Source organism: Thermostichus sp. MS-CIW-41 (genome assembly GCF_054058915.1).
Genome location: NZ_JBSSBO010000012.1, coordinates 17,121 through 36,688, shown reverse-complemented (window position 1 = coordinate 36,688; position 19,568 = coordinate 17,121). Strand labels below are relative to the sequence as shown.

16 protein-coding genes are annotated in these 19,568 nt (G+C 58.2%); 10 read left to right on the top strand and 6 right to left on the bottom strand.

Annotation, left to right across the window (positions count from 1 at the left end):
• Positions 1-252: 252 nt before the first annotated feature.
• Both hemL and ACVWXE_RS05605 read right to left on the bottom strand, forming a co-directional pair.
• Positions 253-1,563 carry a glutamate-1-semialdehyde 2,1-aminomutase gene (hemL, locus tag ACVWXE_RS05610; protein ID WP_457388202.1) on the bottom strand — a complete coding sequence of 437 codons (1,311 nt, stop codon included), beginning with the start codon at positions 1,561-1,563 and terminating at the stop codon, positions 253-255.
• A gap of 81 nt (positions 1,564-1,644) precedes the next feature.
• Positions 1,645-1,920: a DUF4404 family protein gene (locus ACVWXE_RS05605; RefSeq protein ID WP_457489792.1), complete on the bottom strand. Its 276-nt coding sequence runs from the start codon at positions 1,918-1,920 to the stop codon at positions 1,645-1,647.
• Between the two features lie 202 nt (positions 1,921-2,122).
• Between ACVWXE_RS05605 and ACVWXE_RS05600 the strand changes: the two genes are divergently transcribed.
• The 5 genes from ACVWXE_RS05600 to ACVWXE_RS05580 all read left to right on the top strand — a co-directional run bounded on the left by ACVWXE_RS05600 (position 2,123) and on the right by ACVWXE_RS05580 (position 6,460).
• Positions 2,123-2,374, top strand: coding sequence for a hypothetical protein (locus ACVWXE_RS05600; protein WP_457489791.1), 252 nt, complete (start codon positions 2,123-2,125; stop codon positions 2,372-2,374).
• Positions 2,375-2,463: 89 nt separating this feature from the next.
• A complete protein-coding gene (locus ACVWXE_RS05595) occupies positions 2,464-3,210 on the top strand; it encodes an SIMPL domain-containing protein (protein ID WP_457489790.1) in 747 nt (248 codons plus the stop codon).
• Between the two features lie 593 nt (positions 3,211-3,803).
• Positions 3,804-4,994 (top strand): GGDEF domain-containing response regulator, encoded by a 1,191-nt coding sequence (locus ACVWXE_RS05590; protein ID WP_457489789.1) that lies wholly within the window; start codon positions 3,804-3,806, stop codon positions 4,992-4,994.
• 50 nt (positions 4,995-5,044) lie between these two features.
• Positions 5,045-5,548: a hypothetical protein gene (locus ACVWXE_RS05585; RefSeq protein ID WP_457489788.1), complete on the top strand. Its 504-nt coding sequence runs from the start codon at positions 5,045-5,047 to the stop codon at positions 5,546-5,548.
• 45 nt (positions 5,549-5,593) lie between these two features.
• Positions 5,594-6,460, top strand: a complete 867-nt coding sequence (locus ACVWXE_RS05580; protein ID WP_457489808.1) for a shikimate dehydrogenase — start codon at positions 5,594-5,596, stop codon at positions 6,458-6,460.
• A 63-nt stretch (positions 6,461-6,523) separates the two neighbouring features.
• On the opposite strand, the gene glnT is transcribed toward ACVWXE_RS05580, so the two are convergent.
• On the bottom strand, positions 6,524-7,822 hold the full coding sequence (gene glnT / locus ACVWXE_RS05575) for a type III glutamate--ammonia ligase (protein WP_457489787.1): 1,299 nt from the start codon (positions 7,820-7,822) through the stop codon (positions 6,524-6,526).
• 385 nt (positions 7,823-8,207) lie between these two features.
• Between glnT and ribH the strand changes: the two genes are divergently transcribed.
• Positions 8,208-8,792 carry a 6,7-dimethyl-8-ribityllumazine synthase gene (gene ribH, locus ACVWXE_RS05570; RefSeq protein WP_414330323.1) on the top strand — a complete coding sequence of 195 codons (585 nt, stop codon included), beginning with the start codon at positions 8,208-8,210 and terminating at the stop codon, positions 8,790-8,792.
• Here ribH and htpG read toward each other — a convergent pair.
• Positions 8,786-10,645, bottom strand: a complete 1,860-nt coding sequence (gene htpG / locus ACVWXE_RS05565; RefSeq protein ID WP_457489786.1) for a molecular chaperone HtpG — start codon at positions 10,643-10,645, stop codon at positions 8,786-8,788. The genes ribH and htpG overlap by 7 nt on opposite strands.
• Before the next feature lie 107 nt (positions 10,646-10,752).
• Positions 10,753-12,222, bottom strand: a complete 1,470-nt coding sequence (locus ACVWXE_RS05560; RefSeq protein ID WP_457489785.1) for an LCP family protein — start codon at positions 12,220-12,222, stop codon at positions 10,753-10,755.
• Between the two features lie 121 nt (positions 12,223-12,343).
• Between ACVWXE_RS05560 and ACVWXE_RS05555 the strand changes: the two genes are divergently transcribed.
• The 4 genes from ACVWXE_RS05555 to ACVWXE_RS05540 all read left to right on the top strand — a co-directional run bounded on the left by ACVWXE_RS05555 (position 12,344) and on the right by ACVWXE_RS05540 (position 17,530).
• Positions 12,344-12,940 (top strand): 4'-phosphopantetheinyl transferase family protein, encoded by a 597-nt coding sequence (locus ACVWXE_RS05555; RefSeq protein ID WP_457489784.1) that lies wholly within the window; start codon positions 12,344-12,346, stop codon positions 12,938-12,940.
• Positions 12,941-13,127: 187 nt separating this feature from the next.
• Positions 13,128-13,550, top strand: coding sequence for a plastocyanin/azurin family copper-binding protein (locus ACVWXE_RS05550; protein ID WP_457489783.1), 423 nt, complete (start codon positions 13,128-13,130; stop codon positions 13,548-13,550).
• A 66-nt stretch (positions 13,551-13,616) separates the two neighbouring features.
• Positions 13,617-16,109 carry an HD family phosphohydrolase gene (locus ACVWXE_RS05545; RefSeq protein WP_457489782.1) on the top strand — a complete coding sequence of 831 codons (2,493 nt, stop codon included), beginning with the start codon at positions 13,617-13,619 and terminating at the stop codon, positions 16,107-16,109.
• Between the two features lie 197 nt (positions 16,110-16,306).
• Positions 16,307-17,530: a glycosyltransferase gene (locus tag ACVWXE_RS05540; protein ID WP_457489781.1), complete on the top strand. Its 1,224-nt coding sequence runs from the start codon at positions 16,307-16,309 to the stop codon at positions 17,528-17,530.
• 111 nt (positions 17,531-17,641) lie between these two features.
• On the opposite strand, the gene ACVWXE_RS05535 is transcribed toward ACVWXE_RS05540, so the two are convergent.
• Complete coding sequence (locus ACVWXE_RS05535) at positions 17,642-19,510, bottom strand: peptidoglycan D,D-transpeptidase FtsI family protein (protein ID WP_457489780.1); 1,869 nt, start codon at positions 19,508-19,510, stop codon at positions 17,642-17,644.
• Between the last annotated feature and the right edge of the window lie 58 nt (positions 19,511-19,568).

The following is a 19,568-nucleotide window of genomic DNA, read 5'->3' as shown; positions in this document are numbered from 1 at the left end:
CAAAGCTTTGAGTAGAATACCCAAAGCGCAGTTTCCGTGTCGTCTTACTACCAATTTTCTGCTTTGCTTTGGCTACCATGTTGGCAGACTCGAAAGTAAACAGAAAGATCAACTGGTAGTAATCCGTACTGAACATATTATACATTATTTTCAGTATAGTTGAGCTTATTATTGACTAGAGTCATGCTCCAGTTGCGGTGGATGTGCTCGGCCATGGCAGGGATCCCGGCTCGCGAGGGGGTAATTGTCAACTCAGAGGGTGCTCAACACCTCTCGCGCGGCGGCTAGAGTTTTCTCCACATCGGCCTCTGTGTGGGCCAGGGAGGTGAAGCCGGCCTCAAATTGCGAGGGCGCCAGATAGACTCCCCGCTCCAACATGCCGCGATGGAAGCGGGCAAATTTCTGCAGATCGGAAGTCTTGGCCTCTTCGTAGTTGCGCACCGGGCCGGCAGTAAAAAAGAAGCCAAACATGCCGGGCAGATAGCCCCCGCACATCTCATGCCCCGTTTCCCGCGCGATCTGCAATAGCCCCGTCGCCAACTTCTCGGTAATCCGCTCCAGGTACTCGTAGGTGCCCGGACGACGCAAAATATCCAGCGTCTGGATCCCTGCTGTCATGGCCAGGGGGTTGCCGGAAAGAGTCCCTGCCTGATACATCGGCCCCGCTGGAGCCACCATTTCCATAATTTCTCGCCGACCGCCGTAGGCCCCCACCGGCAGGCCGCCGCCGATGACCTTGCCCAGGGTCGTTAAATCGGGGATGACCCCAAACTTGGCCTGTACACCGCCATAGCTGATGCGAAAGCCGGTCATCACCTCGTCAAATACCAGCAGGGCCCCGTACTTTTGGGTGAGATCTCGCAAGCCTTCCAAGAAGCCCGGCTGGGGGGGAATAAAGCCGGCATTGCCCACCACCGGCTCTAGGATGACTCCGGCAATGGAGTCGGGGTGCTGTTCAAACAGGGCCTTGACTGCCTCCAGGTCGTTGTAGGGAGCCGTCAGCGTAGCGCTGGTAGCTGCCTTGGGCACCCCCGGCGAGTCTGGCAAGCCCAGCGTGGCCACCCCCGAACCGGCTTTCACCAAAAACATGTCCGCATGGCCGTGGTAGCAGCCCTCAAACTTGATCACCTTTTCCCGACCGGTATAGGCCCGCATCAAGCGCAGCACCGCCATGCAAGCTTCGGTGCCGGAATTGACAAAGCGCACCATCTCCACACTGGGCACCGCCTCAATGACCCGCTCCGCCAGCTCATTTTCCAGAACGCATGGGGCGCCGAAGCTGGTGCCTTTCTCCAAAGCTCGGCGCAGAGCCTCAATGACCTCGGGGTGAGCGTGGCCAACAATCGCCGGCCCCCAACTGCCGATGTAGTCGATGTATTGGTTGCCGTCCACATCCCAGGCGTAGGCCCCTGAGACGCGGTCGAACACGACGGGATCCCCGCCCACCGACTTGAAGGCGCGCACCGGAGAACTCACTCCCCCCGGCATGAGACTTTGTGCCCGGGCAAAAATCTGTTTGGAGCGGGTGGTGTTAAACGAGGTGGAGTGGAGAGTGCTGGTCATAGAGCATAAGGAGCTTTCAACGCATTACCAAGGCTAGCAAGCAAGGGAGCTTTCTGGTGAGCCCTTTTACCGACCATGAAACTACAAACCCATTCCCGCCAGTGTGTCGATCACCTGCTCCAGGATCAGGGTAAGGTTGGGATGGGAGGTCTCGAACAGGCCCAGCGCCTCTCCAATGCGATCTCTATGCCCTTGGCTCTGTTTGCTCTCGGTTCGGGATCCCAGCTCGGCCAGCACCGCTTCCACTTCCTGGCGAATGGTGGCAATTTGCTGTCGCTGCTTTTCGTCCAGGCCAGGGGTTTTTTGCAGCTCAACATCCAGATCGTGCAGCAGTTGTCGCAGTTTCGATTCGGCCATTCTGTAAAGAGACCTTAACGACTTGAGAACCGATTGAGTTTTGACCACCCTGCCTCAATCATACGGTCTGATGGGTTGAAGCAGGGATCCCTCTATCTAGGGTCTAAGAGCGGGTAAGCGGCGAAGGTTAACTTTTGCAGCCGGGGATCCCAGCATTGGAGCAACTCCCATAGGATGGGCAGTAGCCTTGCTGTCTAACCCCATGTCTGAGCTGGCATTGGCCCTAGTAGGGGCGGCGGTTGCTGTTGCCCTTTTCATGGGAATTTTTGTCTGGGAACAAAGACGCAGCCAAGAATTGCTGCAGCGGTGGGCGGCAAAGCATGGCTACTCCATTTTGAGCCAGGAGGCGCGGTATTGGCGGCTGGGGCCTTTTTCCGGGAGCACTTCCAAGTATCAACGGGTATTCCGTGTGCGGATACGGGATCCGTGGGGCAAGAACGCACCGGCTGGGTGAGGTTAGGGAACTGGTGGCTGGGGCTTTTGTCGGATCAGGCTGAGGAGCGGTGGGAGTAGGCTGGGGTTGAACCATGGAAAGGGAAAGCGATGAACGGGATCAAGGGGTGGAAAAAGCTGAAGGGGGTGGCGTGGCTGGGCCTGGTACTGGCGGTGGCCCTGTTGGGTTGGAACATAATCGCCGGAGGCGGAGCGATGGCCAGTCCCGCTGAGGGATCCCGAATGTTGACGGTTACAGGACAGGGATCGGTCTCGGTGGAGAACTCCATTGCCCTCATTCGCTTAGGGGTAGTCATTCAAGGGGAGACGGCGCAATCGGTACAACAACAGGTGGCAGAACGCTCAGAGCGGCTGGTCAATCGCCTCAAGGAGCTGCAAGTAAGCGCTCTGCAAACCACCGGCATTTCCCTCTACCCGCAATACGACTACCGGGATGGCCAGCCTCGCCTAACGGGTGTGCAGGGGCAAAACAGTCTGCAATTCGAGGTGCCCGTGGCCAGAGCCGGGCAAGTGCTGGATGAAGCCGTGGCCGCCGGAGCCACCCAGGTGGAATCGGTCAGTTTCCGGGCCGATGAAGCCACCCTGTTGGAGGCGCGCAGCCGCGCCCTAACCCAAGCCGTGCAAGATGCCCAACGTCAAGCCCAGGATGTGCTGGGGGCCTTGAACCTGAGCATCCGTTCCGTCGAGCGCATCCAGATTCAGAGCGATGGCTACATGATCCCGCCGCCGATCCCCTTTGCCCGCGCCGACTATGCCCGTCTAGAAACGGCATCCACACCGGTGGAGGGGGGACAGCAAACCGTGCGCGCCCAAGTCACCCTCGAGCTCCGTTACTAAGCCTCTGCTCTGTTGCTGGAATGATTCACAAATGTTCACCGCATGGATTTCAGCTCTCCCGCCAAAAGATTCCTACTCAGGGCAAGCCTTGGACAGCAACAGACACCGGCTCCGCAATGATCTGTCAATAATCCAATTACTTGGTTATGGTCATTCCAAACTAGATTGAGACACTCCCCAGGCGTTCCGCACTGCTGCCCAAGCGCTCCGCGCTGCTTCTGGAAACCACCCTCACATCCAACCCCTCCCCCAGAAGGAGTCAGCCCTCACCCCCAACCCCTCTCCCTCTGGGAGAGGGGAGTTGGGAAGCGATGCAACAGAAATGTTTCATTCCTGTTTATTTAAATGACTATAATTTAACCAACTCGGCAAAGTTGAAGCGGCTGCTGTTTGCTACCGCATTAGAATAACGATGGAAAGTTGCGGGTAGTTTGCTTTCCCGGATTTTCTCGCCATCCTGCCTCAGTTTGTCTATGGATCCCAGACCGGAGAGCGCTAGTGCAGCTCCTGCGCCTGAGAAGGCGAAACTCGTCTCTGGCAGAAGTCAAGACGGCAGTCTGCAAGCCCGTGTACTGATTGTGGATGATAGCTACATGGTGGCAGAGATGCTGTCCAACTTTTTGGGCAAGCAGGGCTGCAGTATTTCTTATGCTTTGGATGGCCTCTCCGCGCTGGAGCAAATTCGCCGCCAACCCCCAGATCTGATCATTGCCGATTGGGTCATGCCCTCCCTGAACGGCCTAGACCTGTGCCGTCAACTGCGGCAACTGCCGGAATATGCTTGGGTGTACTACATCATTATGACTGCCCGCGAGGGCAACGATAGCATGGAGCGGGCTTTGGAGGCAGGCGCCGATGAGTTTCTTTCCAAACCCTTTCAGGCTGCAGAGCTGCTGACGCGGGTGCGGGCAGGGCTGCGCATTGTAGAAAGTCGCCGCCAGCAATATCTGCTCAAAACTGGGCAAAAATCTCCTCCCTCTCCCCCCAAGTCGATTGGTTTGGAGGTGGGTAACCGTCAGGATTTGGTGGCTCGTTTGCCGCTGCGGGTGGCCCAGGCCCGTGCCCAATCGGAACCCCTCAGCTTGTTTGTGCTGCGCTTGGCCAACCTCGGTTCTCTGGCACAAGAGCTGGAAGCTGACGGTCGGGGTGCTCTTCTCAAGCTGTTTAGAGAGCGCCTGGCCAATAACCTGCGCGATGGAGACGACCTGTTTTGCTACGACGAGGGGCAGTTTATCATTCTGCTGCCGGGGAGCACCTTGGCTGCTGCGCAAATGGCTGCCGAACGCTGCTGTCAGCGGATGATTCAGGATCCCTTTGTGGTGAATGGGCGGGCGCTGCCGGTGCAGCTCCAGTTTGGAGCGGCCAGCCTCATGGACAGCGATGATCCCAAGGGGGTGGCTCTGTTGCGTCGGGCTGCCCAGGCTATGCGAGATAGCAGGAATGTGCACAGCTCGGTGGTGACTGCTCCCCATCCCATCCCAGTTTCCGACCGCGTCAGCGGAACGGAGTCCTCAGAGCTGCTGAAACGCCTGCAGCGTCTGGAAAAAGAAAACGCCGAACTGCGCCGAGAGCTGGAGACTCGCCTCAGGCAGATTGAGGATCTCCGCCAACACCATCAAGAGCTGAGTCGAAAGATGCAGGCTCCTGCACCGGAGTCAACCACAGCGGGATCCCTGGCCCATAGACCCTTCCGCTTGCGGCGGCGAAAACTCCGGCAGCTTTGTCTGAAGCGTCAACTGAGCCGTAGAAGACCGCGCCTGGCCTTGGGGCGGCTGAGCAGGTAGTGATGGGCTGAGCGAACGACGGGAGAGACACAAAGGAGGTGCCAAAGGCCATGGCGAGCATTCTTCAGGGTCAAATGGCCGGATCTGGGAGCTGGAGACCAGCAGGAAGATGGTTCCTGAACAACATTGAGCTCATCTTGACGGCGGTGGGAATAGGGGTAATCCTGCTGAGTGGTTTTGTGGCCAGCCGCAGCGCTTTTTCGCTAGAAACGGCAACGGCGGTCAGCGCCACTTTGGTGGGGGTTATCCACGGGATCCTCTTTTGGCTGTTGCGACGGCGGCAGAGACAGGTGAGGCGGGAGGCAATCGGGCAAATTCGGGAAATGCTAGAAGATTTGGGCAAAAACCGCCTGCAAACCATCAAGATGAGCTTGTACATGGTGCAGGCGCGTCAACCGGAACAGGAAGAGCGAACCCGACAAAGCTTTGACCGCGTTTATCAGATCCTGGCGGAGATGAGCACCTTGATCGACCACATTTCGGAAGAATCTCTGGCCGGCTGGCGCCATCGCTACCGGCAAACTCTACAGCGGGTTGAGTCGGAGTCTCAGTAGTCTTTAAAGTGACTTCAGGGATCCCTTGAGGAGTTGGCTGAGCCGGTGGACGGTCGGATTTCGGGAAGCACCCAATTGCTTGGTCTGGTTGGGGATCCGGTGGCCCACAGCTTATCCCCGGCCATGCACAACGCTGCTTTGGCGGCTATGGGGGAAAACTACTGCTATGTGCCGTTTCCGGTGGCTCCAGAACACTTGGCGACGGCGGTGGCAGGGCTGGCGGCCATCGGGGTGCGGGGATTTAACGTCACGATCCCCCACAAACAGGCCATTCTCCCGCTCCTGAGCCAAATTGAGGCGCGGGCAGCAGCGGTAGGGGCGGTGAATACGGTTTACCCCTTGCCAGAGGGCGGGTGGGCGGGCACCAATACCGATATCGATGGCTTTGTGCAGCCTTTGCTGGGTCTGGAAAAAGGGATCCCTACTCTCATTCTGGGATCCGGGGGGGCAGCGCGGGCGGCCATCCAAGGCTGTTTGGAGTTGGGGCTGGGGCCGGTGCGGGTGGCGGGGCGATCCCCCAACTCATTGCTGGCCTTGCAACAGACCTGGCCTCAGGTGGAGACGGTGAACTGGGCGGAGTTGAATTGCTACCTGTCTCAGACGCGGCTTTTGGTCAACACCACCCCCGTGGGCATGCACAAGCCGGGATCCCCTGGCGGTCAGGAGCTCTCTCCCCTGAGCCGGGAGCAACTGGGCCTGCTGTCTCCGGGTGCCATCGTCTACGACCTGATCTATGTGCCGGATCCCACTCCTCTGCTGCGGATGGCCGCCGAGTTGGGACATACCCCCATCAGTGGGCTGGAGATGCTGGTTCAGCAGGGGGCCAAGGCCCTGTCGCTTTGGCTGGGAGGCAGGCCTGTGCCGGTGGAGGTGATGCGGCAGGCAGCTCAACACCAGTTGGCCCAGGTTTAGGGTCACTCCAGGCCAGTTGGAAGCCCTCTCTCAAGGTGTAATGAGATAACAACAACTACCGGGCTAGCAATCCAAGGTTGTTTCCCGCTCCCAGGGCGTGATCTGACGGTTGTATTCCTGCCACTGTTGGCGTTTGAGCTTGAGGTAGGCATTCACAAAGGGATCCCCAAGCCTGCTGCGGAACAGGGTGTTTTGGTCTAAATGGTTGAGGGCTTCGACCAGAGAGCCGGGCAACGTTGGGGCATTGGGGAGGGGATCCGTGTAGGTGTTGTTGTCGCAGCGGGGGCCAGGATCCCGTTGGTGTTGGATCCCGTCCAGACCGGCGGCAATGAGACCAGCAGCCAAAAGATAGGGATTGGCGGCAGCATCGGCCAAACGCAGTTCAAACCGCCCGGCATCCGGGATCCGAATGGCGTGGGTGCGATTATTGCCGCTGTAGCTGATCGTATTGGGAGACCAGGTGGCCCCAGAGAGCGTGACGGGGGCATTGAGGCGACGATAAGAATTGACCGTCGGGTTGGTGAGGGCACACAAAGCAGGTGCATGGTGTAGCACCCCGCCGATGAAGTGATAGGCCAGTTGAGAAAGCCCCAATTCCCCTTGGGGATCGGCGAATAGGTTTTGCTCCCCCTGCCAAAGAGAAATATGGGTGTGGCAGCCGTTGCCCGTCAGATGGGCAAAGGGTTTGGGCATAAAGGTGGCCCGGTAGCCATGCTTTTCGGCAATGCTTTTCACCATGTATTTGAAAAAGGCGTGGCGATCAGCCGTAACTAGGGCATCGTCAAACCGCCAGTTCATTTCAAATTGGCCGTTGGCATCTTCGTGATCGTTTTGATAGGGATCCCAGCCCAGCTTCTGCATGCCATCGCAGATGTCCCGGATCACCGAGAAACGCCGCATCAAACTTTGCTGGTCATAGCAGGGCTTGGCCTGCCGGTCGCGCTCATCGGAAATGGCCCACTCTTCTGGCGACAGAAGCATGAACTCGCATTCGATCCCCGTCTTGACTTGAAAGCCCATGGCTTCTGCTTGGGACAACACCTTCTTCAATACCCAGCGGGGGGTTTGTGGCAAGGGATCCCCGTTGACCTGAATTAGATCGGCAGGCATCCAGGCCACTTCCGGCTGCCAGGGCAGTTGAAACAAGCGCTCGCGCTCCGGCTGGGCAAACACATCGGGGTCTGCAGGCGTCAAGTCCAACCAGGCAGCAAACCCGGCAAATCCAGCCTGACCCTCTGCCATGAAGTCGATAGCTGAGGCAGGCACCAGCTTGGCCCGTTGGATCCCAAACAGGTCGGTAAAAGAGAGCAGAAAGTAGTTGATCCCTTGGGCGCGGGCAATTTCAGAAAGCGGCTGTGTCATGTACCCAAGCTAGGTCTTGGCCTCAGGTAGAGATGTGTCTTTCCGCACAAAAATAGATCTTTATCAAAAGAAACGGCCAGGAAGACAAACACCGCCATTTGTATTCGCCCAGGGTTGCGCAGCAATGGGAAAATTCTCCCCTGGCCAACAATTACCCGTTGATGTTCCTTCCCGCTTTTGAGTCAGCCCAGATGGTTGCCAAGGCGGGGTGGAAGTTGAATGCCAAGAGGGCCAGCAAGCCATCGTTTCGAGCAGTACCTCTGGGCATGAAGGCCGGGGCGTCTGCGCCGTGGCTCCCTCAGTGAAAGTGAATTAGGATGGGAAAGCGTGGTTTTGCCGTGTCGGCCCGCTTATTCTTCTCTTGGGTAGGTCTGGAGCAGCGCAGATGGCAGTTTACGAGGGCAATTTTGTTCAGACGGAGGATCTGCGTCTAGCCATCGTCATCGGTCGGTTTAACGACCTAATCACCGGCAAATTGTTAGAAGGGTGCCAAGACGCGCTGAAGCGGCATGGTGTGGATGTCGGCCCGGAGAGCAAGCAAGTGGACTACTACTGGGTGCCCGGCAGTTTTGAGGTGCCTTTGCTGGCTCACCAACTGGCCCAATCTCGCCGTTATGATGCCATCATCTGTCTGGGGGCAGTGATTCGCGGGCAAACTCCCCACTTCGACTATGTGGCAGCGGAGGTCTCCAAGGGCATTGCGGCGGCAGGATTTCGTACCGGCGTGCCGGTCATTTTCGGGATCATCACCGCCGATACCCTGCAGCAGGCTCTGGAGCGAGCCGGGGTCAAGAGCAACAAAGGTTGGGAATACGCCATGAGTGCCCTGGAGATGGCTACTCTGATGCGCCAAGTTGCCCCCGTGCTCCAAGGCAGCTACGGCCACAGCGGCAACGGGGCCGGATCCCGTCCGTCTCTGCCCGGTGGAGCGGAAGCCCTGCAGTCTACCCTGGACAGCGCTGCTTATTGACGACGGGTGAGGCGAGTCAGCACTTCGTTGGAACGCTGCACAAAGGCCCGCACGGCTGCCGGGTCAAAGCTTTTCTGGGTAATCAAAGCCAAATCGTAGATGTGATTGCAGATGAGGTGAACCAAGTCGGGATCCCGACCCTGATCGGCAAGAGATTGCAGGTTTTGGATGAGGGGATGGGCCGTGTTCAGAACCAGCGTGTGCTCCTCCAGAAACTCCAGCGGCTTCTGCTGGATGACGGCGTTGAGCTCCTGCAGGCGCCGCAGCGTCTCCGGCAGCAAGATCATGGCCGGAACCGACTCTGATTTAAGAGCTTCTGCTTTGATCTGCAACTTGTCTTTGCCCAGGGCTTGTCGGAAGAGATCGATCAACTTTTGGCTGCGGGTTTTTTGCGTTACCGGATCCACAATTTCGGCGGCTTTGTCTTTATCCACCAGCGTTTCATCCAGCTCAGAGTCCACCCGCTTAAATTGGATCCCTTCTTCTTTGTATTCCCGCTCCAAAAAGCTGCTGAAGTGGCTGTCGATCCAGCTATCCAACATGATCACTTCCAGCCCCTGGGAGCGGTGGAGATCAATGTAGGCGCTCTGGGCCGCCTCATCGGTGGCGTAGTAAACTCGCTTGTTTTGCTTGTCGCGGGTGCGCTCCAGGTACGCTTTCAGGGTCACATATTCGGGTTTGTCAGCAGGGGATCCGGCCACTCGGAAAATGAGAATATCCTTGATCTGGGCAAAGAACTTGTCATTGTTCATCGCCCCAAACTTCATAAAGAGGCTGATGTCGGGCCAGACCTTGACGTATTTTTCGTAATCTTCCCTGTATAGTTCATTGAGACGATCCGCCACCTTTTTGGCAACGTGATCCCCAATGCGTCTTACGGTGCGGTCATTTTGCAAGAAGCTGCGAGAGACGTTGAGGGGAATATCCGGACTGTCGATGGCCCCCCGCAGAGGTAGGAGGAACTTGGGGATAACTTCCTCACAGTTATCTTGGACAAAGACTTGATTGCAGAACAGCTTGACTTGACCCTTGGTGGGATCAATATCTGGGCGCAACTTGGGAAAATAGAGGATCCCTTGCACGATGAAGGGATAGTCGGTGTTGATGTGCACCCAGAAATGGGGATCCTCTTGAAAGGGATAGAGGTAGCGATAAAACTCTAGGTAATCCTCATCTTTGAGTTCGGAAGGTGAGGTTCTCCACAGGGGCTTTTGCTTGTTGATCACTTCCCCGTTTAACTTGATGGGAACGGGGATGAAATCGCAGTATTTACGAACCAATTCCCGAATGCGGCTTGGCTCCAGGTATTCTTCGTTTTCGGGGGTGATGTAAAGGGTAACGGTGGTGCCGATGCTGGAGCGCTCAGAATCGGAGAGGGTAAAAGTAGTGGTGCCGTCACAAGCCCACTTCACCGGCGTGCTGCCGGGCCGATAGGAGAGGGTGTCGATCTCCACCCGCTGCGACACCATAAAAGAGGAGTAGAATCCTAGACCAAAGTGGCCAATGATTGCTTGCTCTGCGTCTTTGCCCTTGTACTTTTGAATGAACTCTTCAGCGCTGGAAAAAGCCACCTGGTTGATGTATTTTTTCACTTCCTCGGCAGTCATGCCAATGCCGTTATCGGCCACCGCTAAGGTCTTGGCCTCCTTGTTGAGGGCAATCGTAATCTCCGGCTCTGGGAGATCTGCCACTTCGCCGGCAAGGCTGGCCATCTTCAGCTTGGTGATGGCATCAGCAGCATTGGAGATCAGCTCCCGCAAGAAGATCTCTCGATCCGAGTAGAGAGACTGCTTGATGATGGGAAAGATGTTCTCGGTGTGGATGGTGATGGATCCCTGTTCCAGCACGGTCATAGGTGGCTCAGCACTCAAACAAGCTCAGTGCTAATCTACAGAGACCGAAAAGTCCCCGACAAGCAGGCTCTTTTTCGGAAATCCGCACTCGCAACCGAACCGGCTCTCTAGAGCTGAGCTGCTCCGGGCGGAGCTTGGGTTTGGCCGTTGGCGTCAGCGGCGCGGAGTGCTTCATCCAAAGCCAACTGTTGAGCCCAATCTTGGCCGACTCGAATGGTGACATCGGAGTTGAGAACGCCAGTAGATTCTACCCGCACTTCTCCCAGGCCAATGGCGGCGCGGATCTGTTTAGCCCCCTCCCGATCCCCGCTCTGGGCGAGGATCTCCGTTTGCTGCAGCACCTGGGTGCTGTCTTCCACGGCAAAAGCATGGACGTATCCTTGTCTCACCAATTCTTGCACCATACGGCGGGCCATCCCCGGCTCTCCGGTCGCGTTTTGCACGGCTATGCGCAGGCGGTGTGGAGGAATGCGGGCTACCTCTGCCTCCAGGCCAAAGTGGGAGACGGCCACCCGTCGGATCCCGGCTGGATCCGGCAGCCAGTAGCTGGTGGAGAATTCTCCCGGCTGACTGAAGCGGCCCGGCAGCAGCACCAGGTCGATGCGATCGCCCCCAGAGGTGAGGACAAACTTGGCCAAGCTCAGAACCTCTTCCCAGGTGAGGTTGGTATCGAGGTTGGTGCGGACGACCTGCAAAATCTTTGGGATCCGCGGCCAGACGGCAGGAGAGAGCAGTTCCCGGCTCAGGGCCCGCAGCAATTCCTGTTGCCGTTGCACCCGACCGATATCCCCCAATCCCAGGTGATCGCGGCGAAAGCGGGCAAAGTGGTGGGCTTGTTCTCCATTGAGGCGTTGCCAGCCGGGCTCCAGGTGGATGAACAACTGCTGGGTGTGATCTGCGTACTGCATCGGTTCCGGCACGTAGATTTCCACGCCGCCCACCGCATCGATCAGCTCTTCCAGAGCATCGGTATTGAGGCGAATGTAGCGGTCAATCGGGATCCCACCCATCAAGTGGCTGACCACCTGAGCCGTCAGCGCCGGGCCCCCTGCCAAGTTGGCAGCATTGATCTTGGCCACACCAAAGCCAGGCAAGCGCACACGAGTGTCGCGGGGGATGGACAAAACGGTAATCCGCCGCGCCTGGGGATCAAAGCGGGCCAAGAGAATGGTGTCGCTGCGGGTGTGGAAGCGATCTCGCTCTGTGGGCAAGGGCAGGGTGGGATCCGGGTTGTCCGTGCCGAGAATGAGGATATGCAACGAGCGATCCAGAGCCGCAGCCCGTAAGGCATCGGGACGGAAGGCTTCTTGTTCTGCAGGTGTGAGGGAAGTTGGGATCACCTGACGGGGCAACATCACGGCCAAGAGGGCACCGGCAGAACCCGCCAACACAGCCGTGAACCCCAACAACAGCCAGAGGATCCCCTGACGAATGGCCTGCTGACGAGCTGCGCGGACACGGTCAGGACGGGGGGGATAGTGGAAGGAGGGCATCAGGTCAGACCAGGCCTCGCGAGCGCGTACAGGAAAGGGTGTACTGTCTGGGTGGTGTTGCCAACTCCACCAATTCAAGGCCATGTTATCCCATCCTTATTCCTTAGAGTTGTCTAGACCCAACTTCACAGGGGGATCCCTGCAGCCGTTGTTGGGAAAGTCAGAGGTGCATCTTTGGCTGCAGACAGTCCCCCCGTTGGAGAAGTTGCTCCCCCAGCTCGGCCTTCTTTCCCCTGAAGAATGTCGGCGGGCAGAGCGTTTACAACTGCCGGCGGATCGGCGCCGCTTTCTGGCCGGTCGTCTTGGGTTGCGGAGCTTGCTCAGCCGCTACAGCGGCATTCCACCCCAGGCGATCCCCCTCGACCACAGTTCTACCGGCAAACCCTACTGGCGGGATCCACCCCTGCCGCTGCAGTTTAACCTCAGCCACTCCCACGAGCGCGTCCTGATCGGCCTGAGATGGCAATACCGCATTGGAGTGGATCTGGAATGGGTTCGACCTGTGCTCCGCTGGCAGCGCATCGCCCAACGCTATTTTTCGGCTGCTGAGCAGGGCCGTTTGGCCAGCTGTCCAGCTCCAGAGCGGGATGCCCTTTTCTTTCAAATGTGGACACAAAAGGAGGCGCTCCTGAAGGGAACAGGCAGGGGTCTGGCCGGCTCTGCAGCTTTGGACGGGGACTCTTGCTGGGTAACCCTACCCCTTCAGGTTGCCGGTGGCTACGTCGCTGCGGTAGCCCTTGAAATAAGGAAAGACGGAGAGGAAGCCCCAGCCGTGCGGCTCTACGAGGATGTGGATGGCTAGACAGGGCAGAAGGGAATCAAAACCTCTCCGCCTAGAGATGCTATCTTGAGTTTCCAGGCTACTCGCAGAGGAGTGAGAAGGGAGGAGTGAGAAGTGAGAAGGAGGAATCTCTTCTCTTTGCTCTTTTCTCTTTGCTCTTTCCTCTCTCCTCGTTGTTGCAATGTTAAACAGGTTCTGTCATTTCCTGGTGCTGGGAATCTGGCTATCGGCCCTCATGATTGGGATCCCGCATCCGGTATGGGCGCGGGATCTCTCCAGACAAACGCCGCAGGAGAAGGTGGTTGAGTTGGGCACTGCCGACAATCAGTTGGTGTTTGCGCCCAAGGAACTGTCTTTTCGCAACGGCAGCCTCTACCGTCTTTGCCTGAGCAACCCCAGCCAATTGAAACATTATTTCAGCGCCAAAGATTTTGCCGATGCCGTTTGGACCCGTAAGTTGGACGTGGCCGGCGTGGAAATTAAGGGCCAGATCCGAGAACTGGAGCTGAAGCTAGGCGCTTCGGTGGAGTGGCAATTTATTCCTCTGAAATCTGGGGTCTATTCTCTGGTTTGCACTATTCCCGGCCATGCAGAAGCAGGTATGGTGGGGCAGATTACCATCGGCGATTGAGATCCTCTTCCTGGGCTACCCGGCCAAAAGGGGATAGAAAAGAGAAAGACGCTGCCAGGCCAATCCATGAAAAACCCGCTCACGCCCAAAGCCCTTCGCGCCACCGACGCGAACGCGGAACACTGGACTCGGGGATGCCAGGCAGCCCCCCCTCGAAAGAGCAGGCTCTCCCTTTCGGAACGGGTTGCCGGCTATGCCATAGCGCTTCTCTCCCTCACTGCCGTCCACGGGATCCGCTACTACAACGAACCACAACTGACCGTCGGCAGCCGTTCTCCGCAGACGTTTCTCGCCCCTGCTGCGGCGGAGATTGAAGATGTGGAGGCTACCCAGGCCCGACAAGCTGAGGCGCGACGGCGGGTGGTTCAGGCCCTCAAAATCAACAGCACCGCCAACGACAGCATGCGGCAAAACCTGGAGGGTCTCCTGGCTGAGGTGGAAGCCATCCGACAAGAGGCAGGGCCTCTGCCCTATGTTTCTGTCCAGTTGCTGTCTCTGCCAACGCAGATCTACCTGCGCCAGCTTTCCCCGGAGGAGTGGGAACCCTTCCAGGCTCGCGCCCGACAAGAGGCCATCCGCGGAGCCACCCCATCTCCTTCAGAAGAGCCCTCTTCTGGGCGACCGGAGCAGCTTCCTCCGGAGCAGCGGGCTAAGCAAGAGCTTGTCGAGGTTTGGCAGCGGGTCTGGTTGGACGGATCGGCCACCCAGATGGCGGCGACGGATCCCTATACCCAGTTGATTGCCCAGGTGGAAGCGGCGCAGCAGCGCTATCGGGCAGCTTTGCCGGCTCTGGAGCAGCTCACCCCCCCTGTTCCGGCCACCGTTCTCAACTTGGCAGATGCGGATTGGCAGCATTTGCAAACCTTGAGCCGGCGGGTCTTGGAGCGCCTGCAGAAGATAGGGATTGTGGATGGCCTGCCCCGCGAAGTTCGCGCCGAAGGGATCCAAGCCCAACTGGACGATTTGATTTTTCCGGGCAGCGCCGCCCAACGACAGGAGCTGCAGGCCCTGGTCTATCAGTGGCTGCAGCAGGTGCTCATTCCCAACGTGGAGGTGGATCCCCAGCGCACCGAGCAGCGCATCCGCGCCGAGCTGGAAAAAGTCGAGCCGGTTCTGATCTCGGTTGCCGAGAACCAGGTGATCGTGCGAGCAGATCAGGTCATCACTCCCGAAATTTTTCTCATCTTGGATCACTTTGGGCTTACCCAGCGCGGGATCAACATCTGGGGCTTGGTGGGAGTGGCCGGAGTGATGGGCATGGGCCTGGCTGTCTTTGTGCCTCTGCAACAACGCTTGAGGCCGGGATTGCGCCGCCGGGATCGGGTGTTGATCCTCATAGTTTCCCTGACCGCTCCCCTTTTGGCGGCCTTGTTCAAGCTGGAGTTCAGCTCCCTGCCGGCAGTGGGGCTGTTGCTGGGCAGTTTTTACGGGGCAGGGCTGGGCTTGGTGGTGGTGGTAGGCCAGGCGCTGTTTTTGCCCTTGGTCTCCCCTGTCAACCTGCTCACCCTTGTACCCTTGCTCTCCGGCAGCGTGGTGGCCTCTGCCCTGGCCGGGCGTTCCCGTTCCCGCGAAGAGCTGGCCTTGTTGGGAGGAGGAGCGGCAGCGGTGCAGATGCTGGCCTACGGGGCGGTTAGCTTGGCCACCACCGGTGGCATCGACCTGTTGGCCATGGCTTTGGCAGGGGGAACCAGCTTGGGATGGAGCATTGTTGCCCTGGGAGCCAGCCCCTACCTGGAGCGCCTATTTGACTTAGCCACCCCCATTCGTCTGATCGAGTTGAGCAATCCCAATCGCACCCTGTTGCGGCGACTGGCTGCAGAGGCCCCCGGCACCTTTCAGCACACTCTGCTTGTGGCCACTTTGGCAGAACGGGCTGCCCAGAAGCTGAACCTCAACGTGGAGCTGGTGCGCACCGGCACTCTTTACCACGACATCGGCAAGATGCTGCAGGCCCGCTACTTCATCGAGAACCAGATGGGCAGCCTCAACCCCCACACCCAACTGGACGATCCCTATCGCAGTGCTCAGATTATCAAGGCCCACGTCAGCGATGGCTTGCGCCTGGCCAAGCAATATAATCTGCCTACCGCCGTCCAGGCGTTTATCCCTGAGCACCAGGGGACGATCCTGATTGCCTATTTCTACCATCAAGCCCAGATGAAAGCCGGGGGTCAGCCCGTACCCGAAGAGCCGTTCCGCTACGATGGCCCGATCCCCCAGAGCAAGGAGACGGGGGTGGTGATGATGGCCGATGCCTGTGAAGCCGCCCTGCGCAGCATGACTCTGAGCGATGGCTTCGGCCCCGATGTGGTCGAGCGGGCAAAAGCTGTTGTCCGCAAAATTGCCCAGGCCCGTTGGCAAGATGGCCAGTTGGTTGACAGTGGGCTGACGCTGGAGGATTTGGAGGTGGTGGCAGACGCTTTCGTGGAGGTCTGGCGGGAATCCAACCACGAGCGCATCCCCTACCCCAGTTTCACCCCTGCCCCCTCGCTGCCTGAGACTGCCTCTGCTCAGGCCCAGATCCCGGTGTTGATGAGCCCCTCTACGGGATCCCCTTAGCCAAGTAACCTCTCCCGTTCGCGTCAGCGAGACGGAGTCCTCAGAAGCTGGGTAGGTAGAGAAAGGTCTAGCCCTGCGGCTCATCGATCAGTACGATAGGGGATCGTTCTGTGGACCCAGTATGAACCAGGGCAGTCCTAGGATTTGCAGCCCTAGGCGGAGGATTTTTGTTTTATTGTTTTTGGATGGCCTGCTGAATGTTTCATGGAGCTCCTACTTCCTCTGCCGATCCCAAAGCTTCTGCAGCTCCTTTTCAGATTCCACCTCTGTCTCAGTCCAGCCCTGTCCAACTGTCGCTGGTCATTCCCACCTACAACGAAGCCTCCAGTATCTGCAGCCTGATCCGGCAGTTGTGTGCCCACCTAGACACGATTCTGCCTGGAAGCTATGAGTTGATTGTGGTGGATGACAATAGCCCCGATTACACTGCCAAAGTGGCCCAAGGATTGCAAAAAGAATTCCCTCAACTGCAAGTCATTTGTCGCCACCACGAACGAGGCCTGGCCACTGCCGTGCTGCGGGGATGGCAAGCTGCCCGCGGCGAGGTGTTGGGGGTTATGGATGGGGATTTGCAGCATCCGCCGGAGATTGTCCTCAAATTGTGGCTGCTCATCCAGAAGGGGGCAGATCTGGCGGTGGGCAGCCGCTATGCGGAGTCGGGGGGGGTGAGCCACTGGAGCTTGGGCCGACGCATCGTCTCCCGTGGGGCCCAATGGATCGGGTTGGCTCTGCTGCCAGGGATCTTCAGCCGTGTTTCCGATCCGTTGAGCGGACTGTTCCTGGTCAGACGCCAGTCTATTGCCGGGATCCCGCTCAACCCCAAGGGTTACAAGCTGCTGATCGAGGTGCTGGCGCGGGGCCGGGTGAAAACCATTGCTGAAGTCGGCTACATCTTTCAGGAGCGCCAAAACGGGGAGAGCAAAATCCAACTGCAAACTTGTCTCCAATATCTCCACCACCTGATGGTGCTGCGCTTTTCGCTAGGGCAGGTGGGATCCTTTTTGCGCTTCAGCACGGTTGGCCTATCCGGCACCTTGGTGGACATGGCTTTGCTCTATGTTTTGCACGATCCCACCAACTTAGGATGGGATCTCATAACCAGTAAGCTGGTTGCTTCGGAGGTGGCCATTCTCAATAACTTCCTCTGGAACGACCTGTGGACTTTTCGCCATGTGACCCGCTTGCAGCCGGGGCCCTGGAATCGCCTGCAGCGGTTGGCGAAGTTTAACGTTATCTGCTTAATTGGCTTGGTTCTCAACACTTCACTGGTGACCTTGCTGAGCGAGCGCTTGGGCATTCATTATTTGTTGGCCAACTTAATTGCCATCGGTGTTGTCGTATTCTGGAACTTCTACCTCAACTCCAAGCTGAGCTGGAGGAGTGCGGAGGTTAAGTCGGACTCTACGGGTGGCCAGTCTTGAGTATGGCTTTTTCCAGGAAGAGCCAATCCGGAGGTATGGGCATTTCGCTCATTTCCTCACTGTCTGGGCCCCCTTTGGCATCCACCTTCGCCCCTTGTTCCTATGGCTGCGCTAAGTAGAGTTGGGGCGGATCCCCTCTAGGGCGATGATCTCCTGGATCACCGAGCGAACAACGGGAGCAGCCGTCGTCGAGCCGAAGGCATCTTCCCCCTGGGGCTCGTCGATCACCGCCAAGATCACGTAATTGGGGCGAATGGCCGGGAAGTAGCCCACAAAACTGGTGATGCGCTTGCCGGGCAAATAGCCCCCCCGTGGCCCGGCTTTCTGGGCAGTGCCGGTTTTGCCAGCGATCTCATACCCCTCGATCTTGGCCGATTGCCCCGTGCCAAAGTCCACCACATCCCGCATTTGGATACGCACTGCCAGCGTGGCTTGCTCGGATAGTACCCGCACCGGCTGCGGCTGCGGGGATCCCCAAACCAGAGTATCCGTATCCTTTTCCACCAAGCCTCGCACCACATGGGGCTGTACTTTCAGTCCGCCATTGGCAATGATGCAGTGCATGGCAGCCAACTGTAGAGGAGTGAGGGCCAGCCCCTGGCCGAAAGCGACAGTGGCCCGCTCCACCGGCACCGTAACAAACTGTCGCAGCGGTTTCAAGCGGCTGGCCGGCTCAAAGGGCAAATCCACGCCACTGCGCTCGTTGAACCCCAGCCGCACCAAGGCATTGTAGTACTGGCGGGGATCCAGCTTGCGCATCAGGTGTACCATACCCACATTGCTGGATTGCCGCAGGATATCCGTGACGCTCATCCAGCCATGGGCCCCTCGCTGGTGGTAGTCGTAATTTTGAATGGGCCACTGACCGATGAGAATCCGACCCTCGTCATAGACCCGTTCATCTGCTGTAAAGGCTCCAGCATCCAACCCAATGGCAATGTTGATGGGCTTGAAGGTGGATCCCGGCTCATACAAATCCGTTACGGCCCAGTTGCGAAAAAGACCGGGGTCATACTCAAAGTAGCGGTTGGGGTCATAGGTGGGCTCGCTCACCAGAGCCAGGATTTCCCCTGTCTGGGGCTGGAGGACAATCACCGTGCCCCGCAGGGCTCGAAACCGCTCCAGTTGCACTTTCAGGGCAGCGCGGGCAGCTCTTTGCAGGCGCATATCTAGGGTAAGTTGCAGCACCGTCTCGCCAGATTGCAGCAGCCCTTCCGGCACCTCGGCAGCCAACAGTCGTCCGTAGCCATCGCGAGGAATAGTAACAGGCTGAACAGTACGCTCCAGCAGCTCTTGCCGGGAATATTCCACTCCCGCTTGGCCCTGATGATCCAGATCCACATAGCCCACCACCTCAGCGGCCATCTCTTTTTGGGGGTAAATGCGTTGCCGCTCGCTCACCAGCTCCAGGCCATCCAGATGCAGAGCCTGAATTTGATCCGCCACCTCCTGGGATACCCAGCGCTCCACCCGCACTGCCTGATTGGCCGATAGCCGCTGCGCCAGTTGCTCTACTGGACGCCGCAACAGGGGAGCAAGGGCAGTGGCCATTTCCTCCGGGGTGCGTTTGCCAAAGAGGCGGGGATGGGCCCAGAGAGTATAGACGGGGCGATCTACGGCCAGCAATTCTGCCTGCTGCTTGGCAATAGAATGACGATCCACAATTGAGCGACGAGGAATGAAAGGTCTTAGCTGGGCTCGCTGCTGGGCTTCGGCTCGCTGCTGCAATAGGGGTGCCTGTTGATGTTGCAAATAAACCAGACGTGCTCCTGTTACAAATAGGGCGATGATCAAAGCCAGTCCGGTCATGCCGGCGCGAAAGTCAAGCTGGCGGGCCGTCGGGATCCGCTCCCCCAAGAGCCATCCCAGCGCTGTTCCCCACTGCCTAGAGCTTCGCGGTGAAGGGATCCAAGAACCTCTGCGTCGGCGCCGTTGAGCAAGTTGCCGGCCATTTTGCCTTGTCTCCAGAGATTTCGGCACAGGCCGCCCTACCCTAGCCCTAGGTCTGCCTTCCATTGCAATCCTCACATGAGCACCA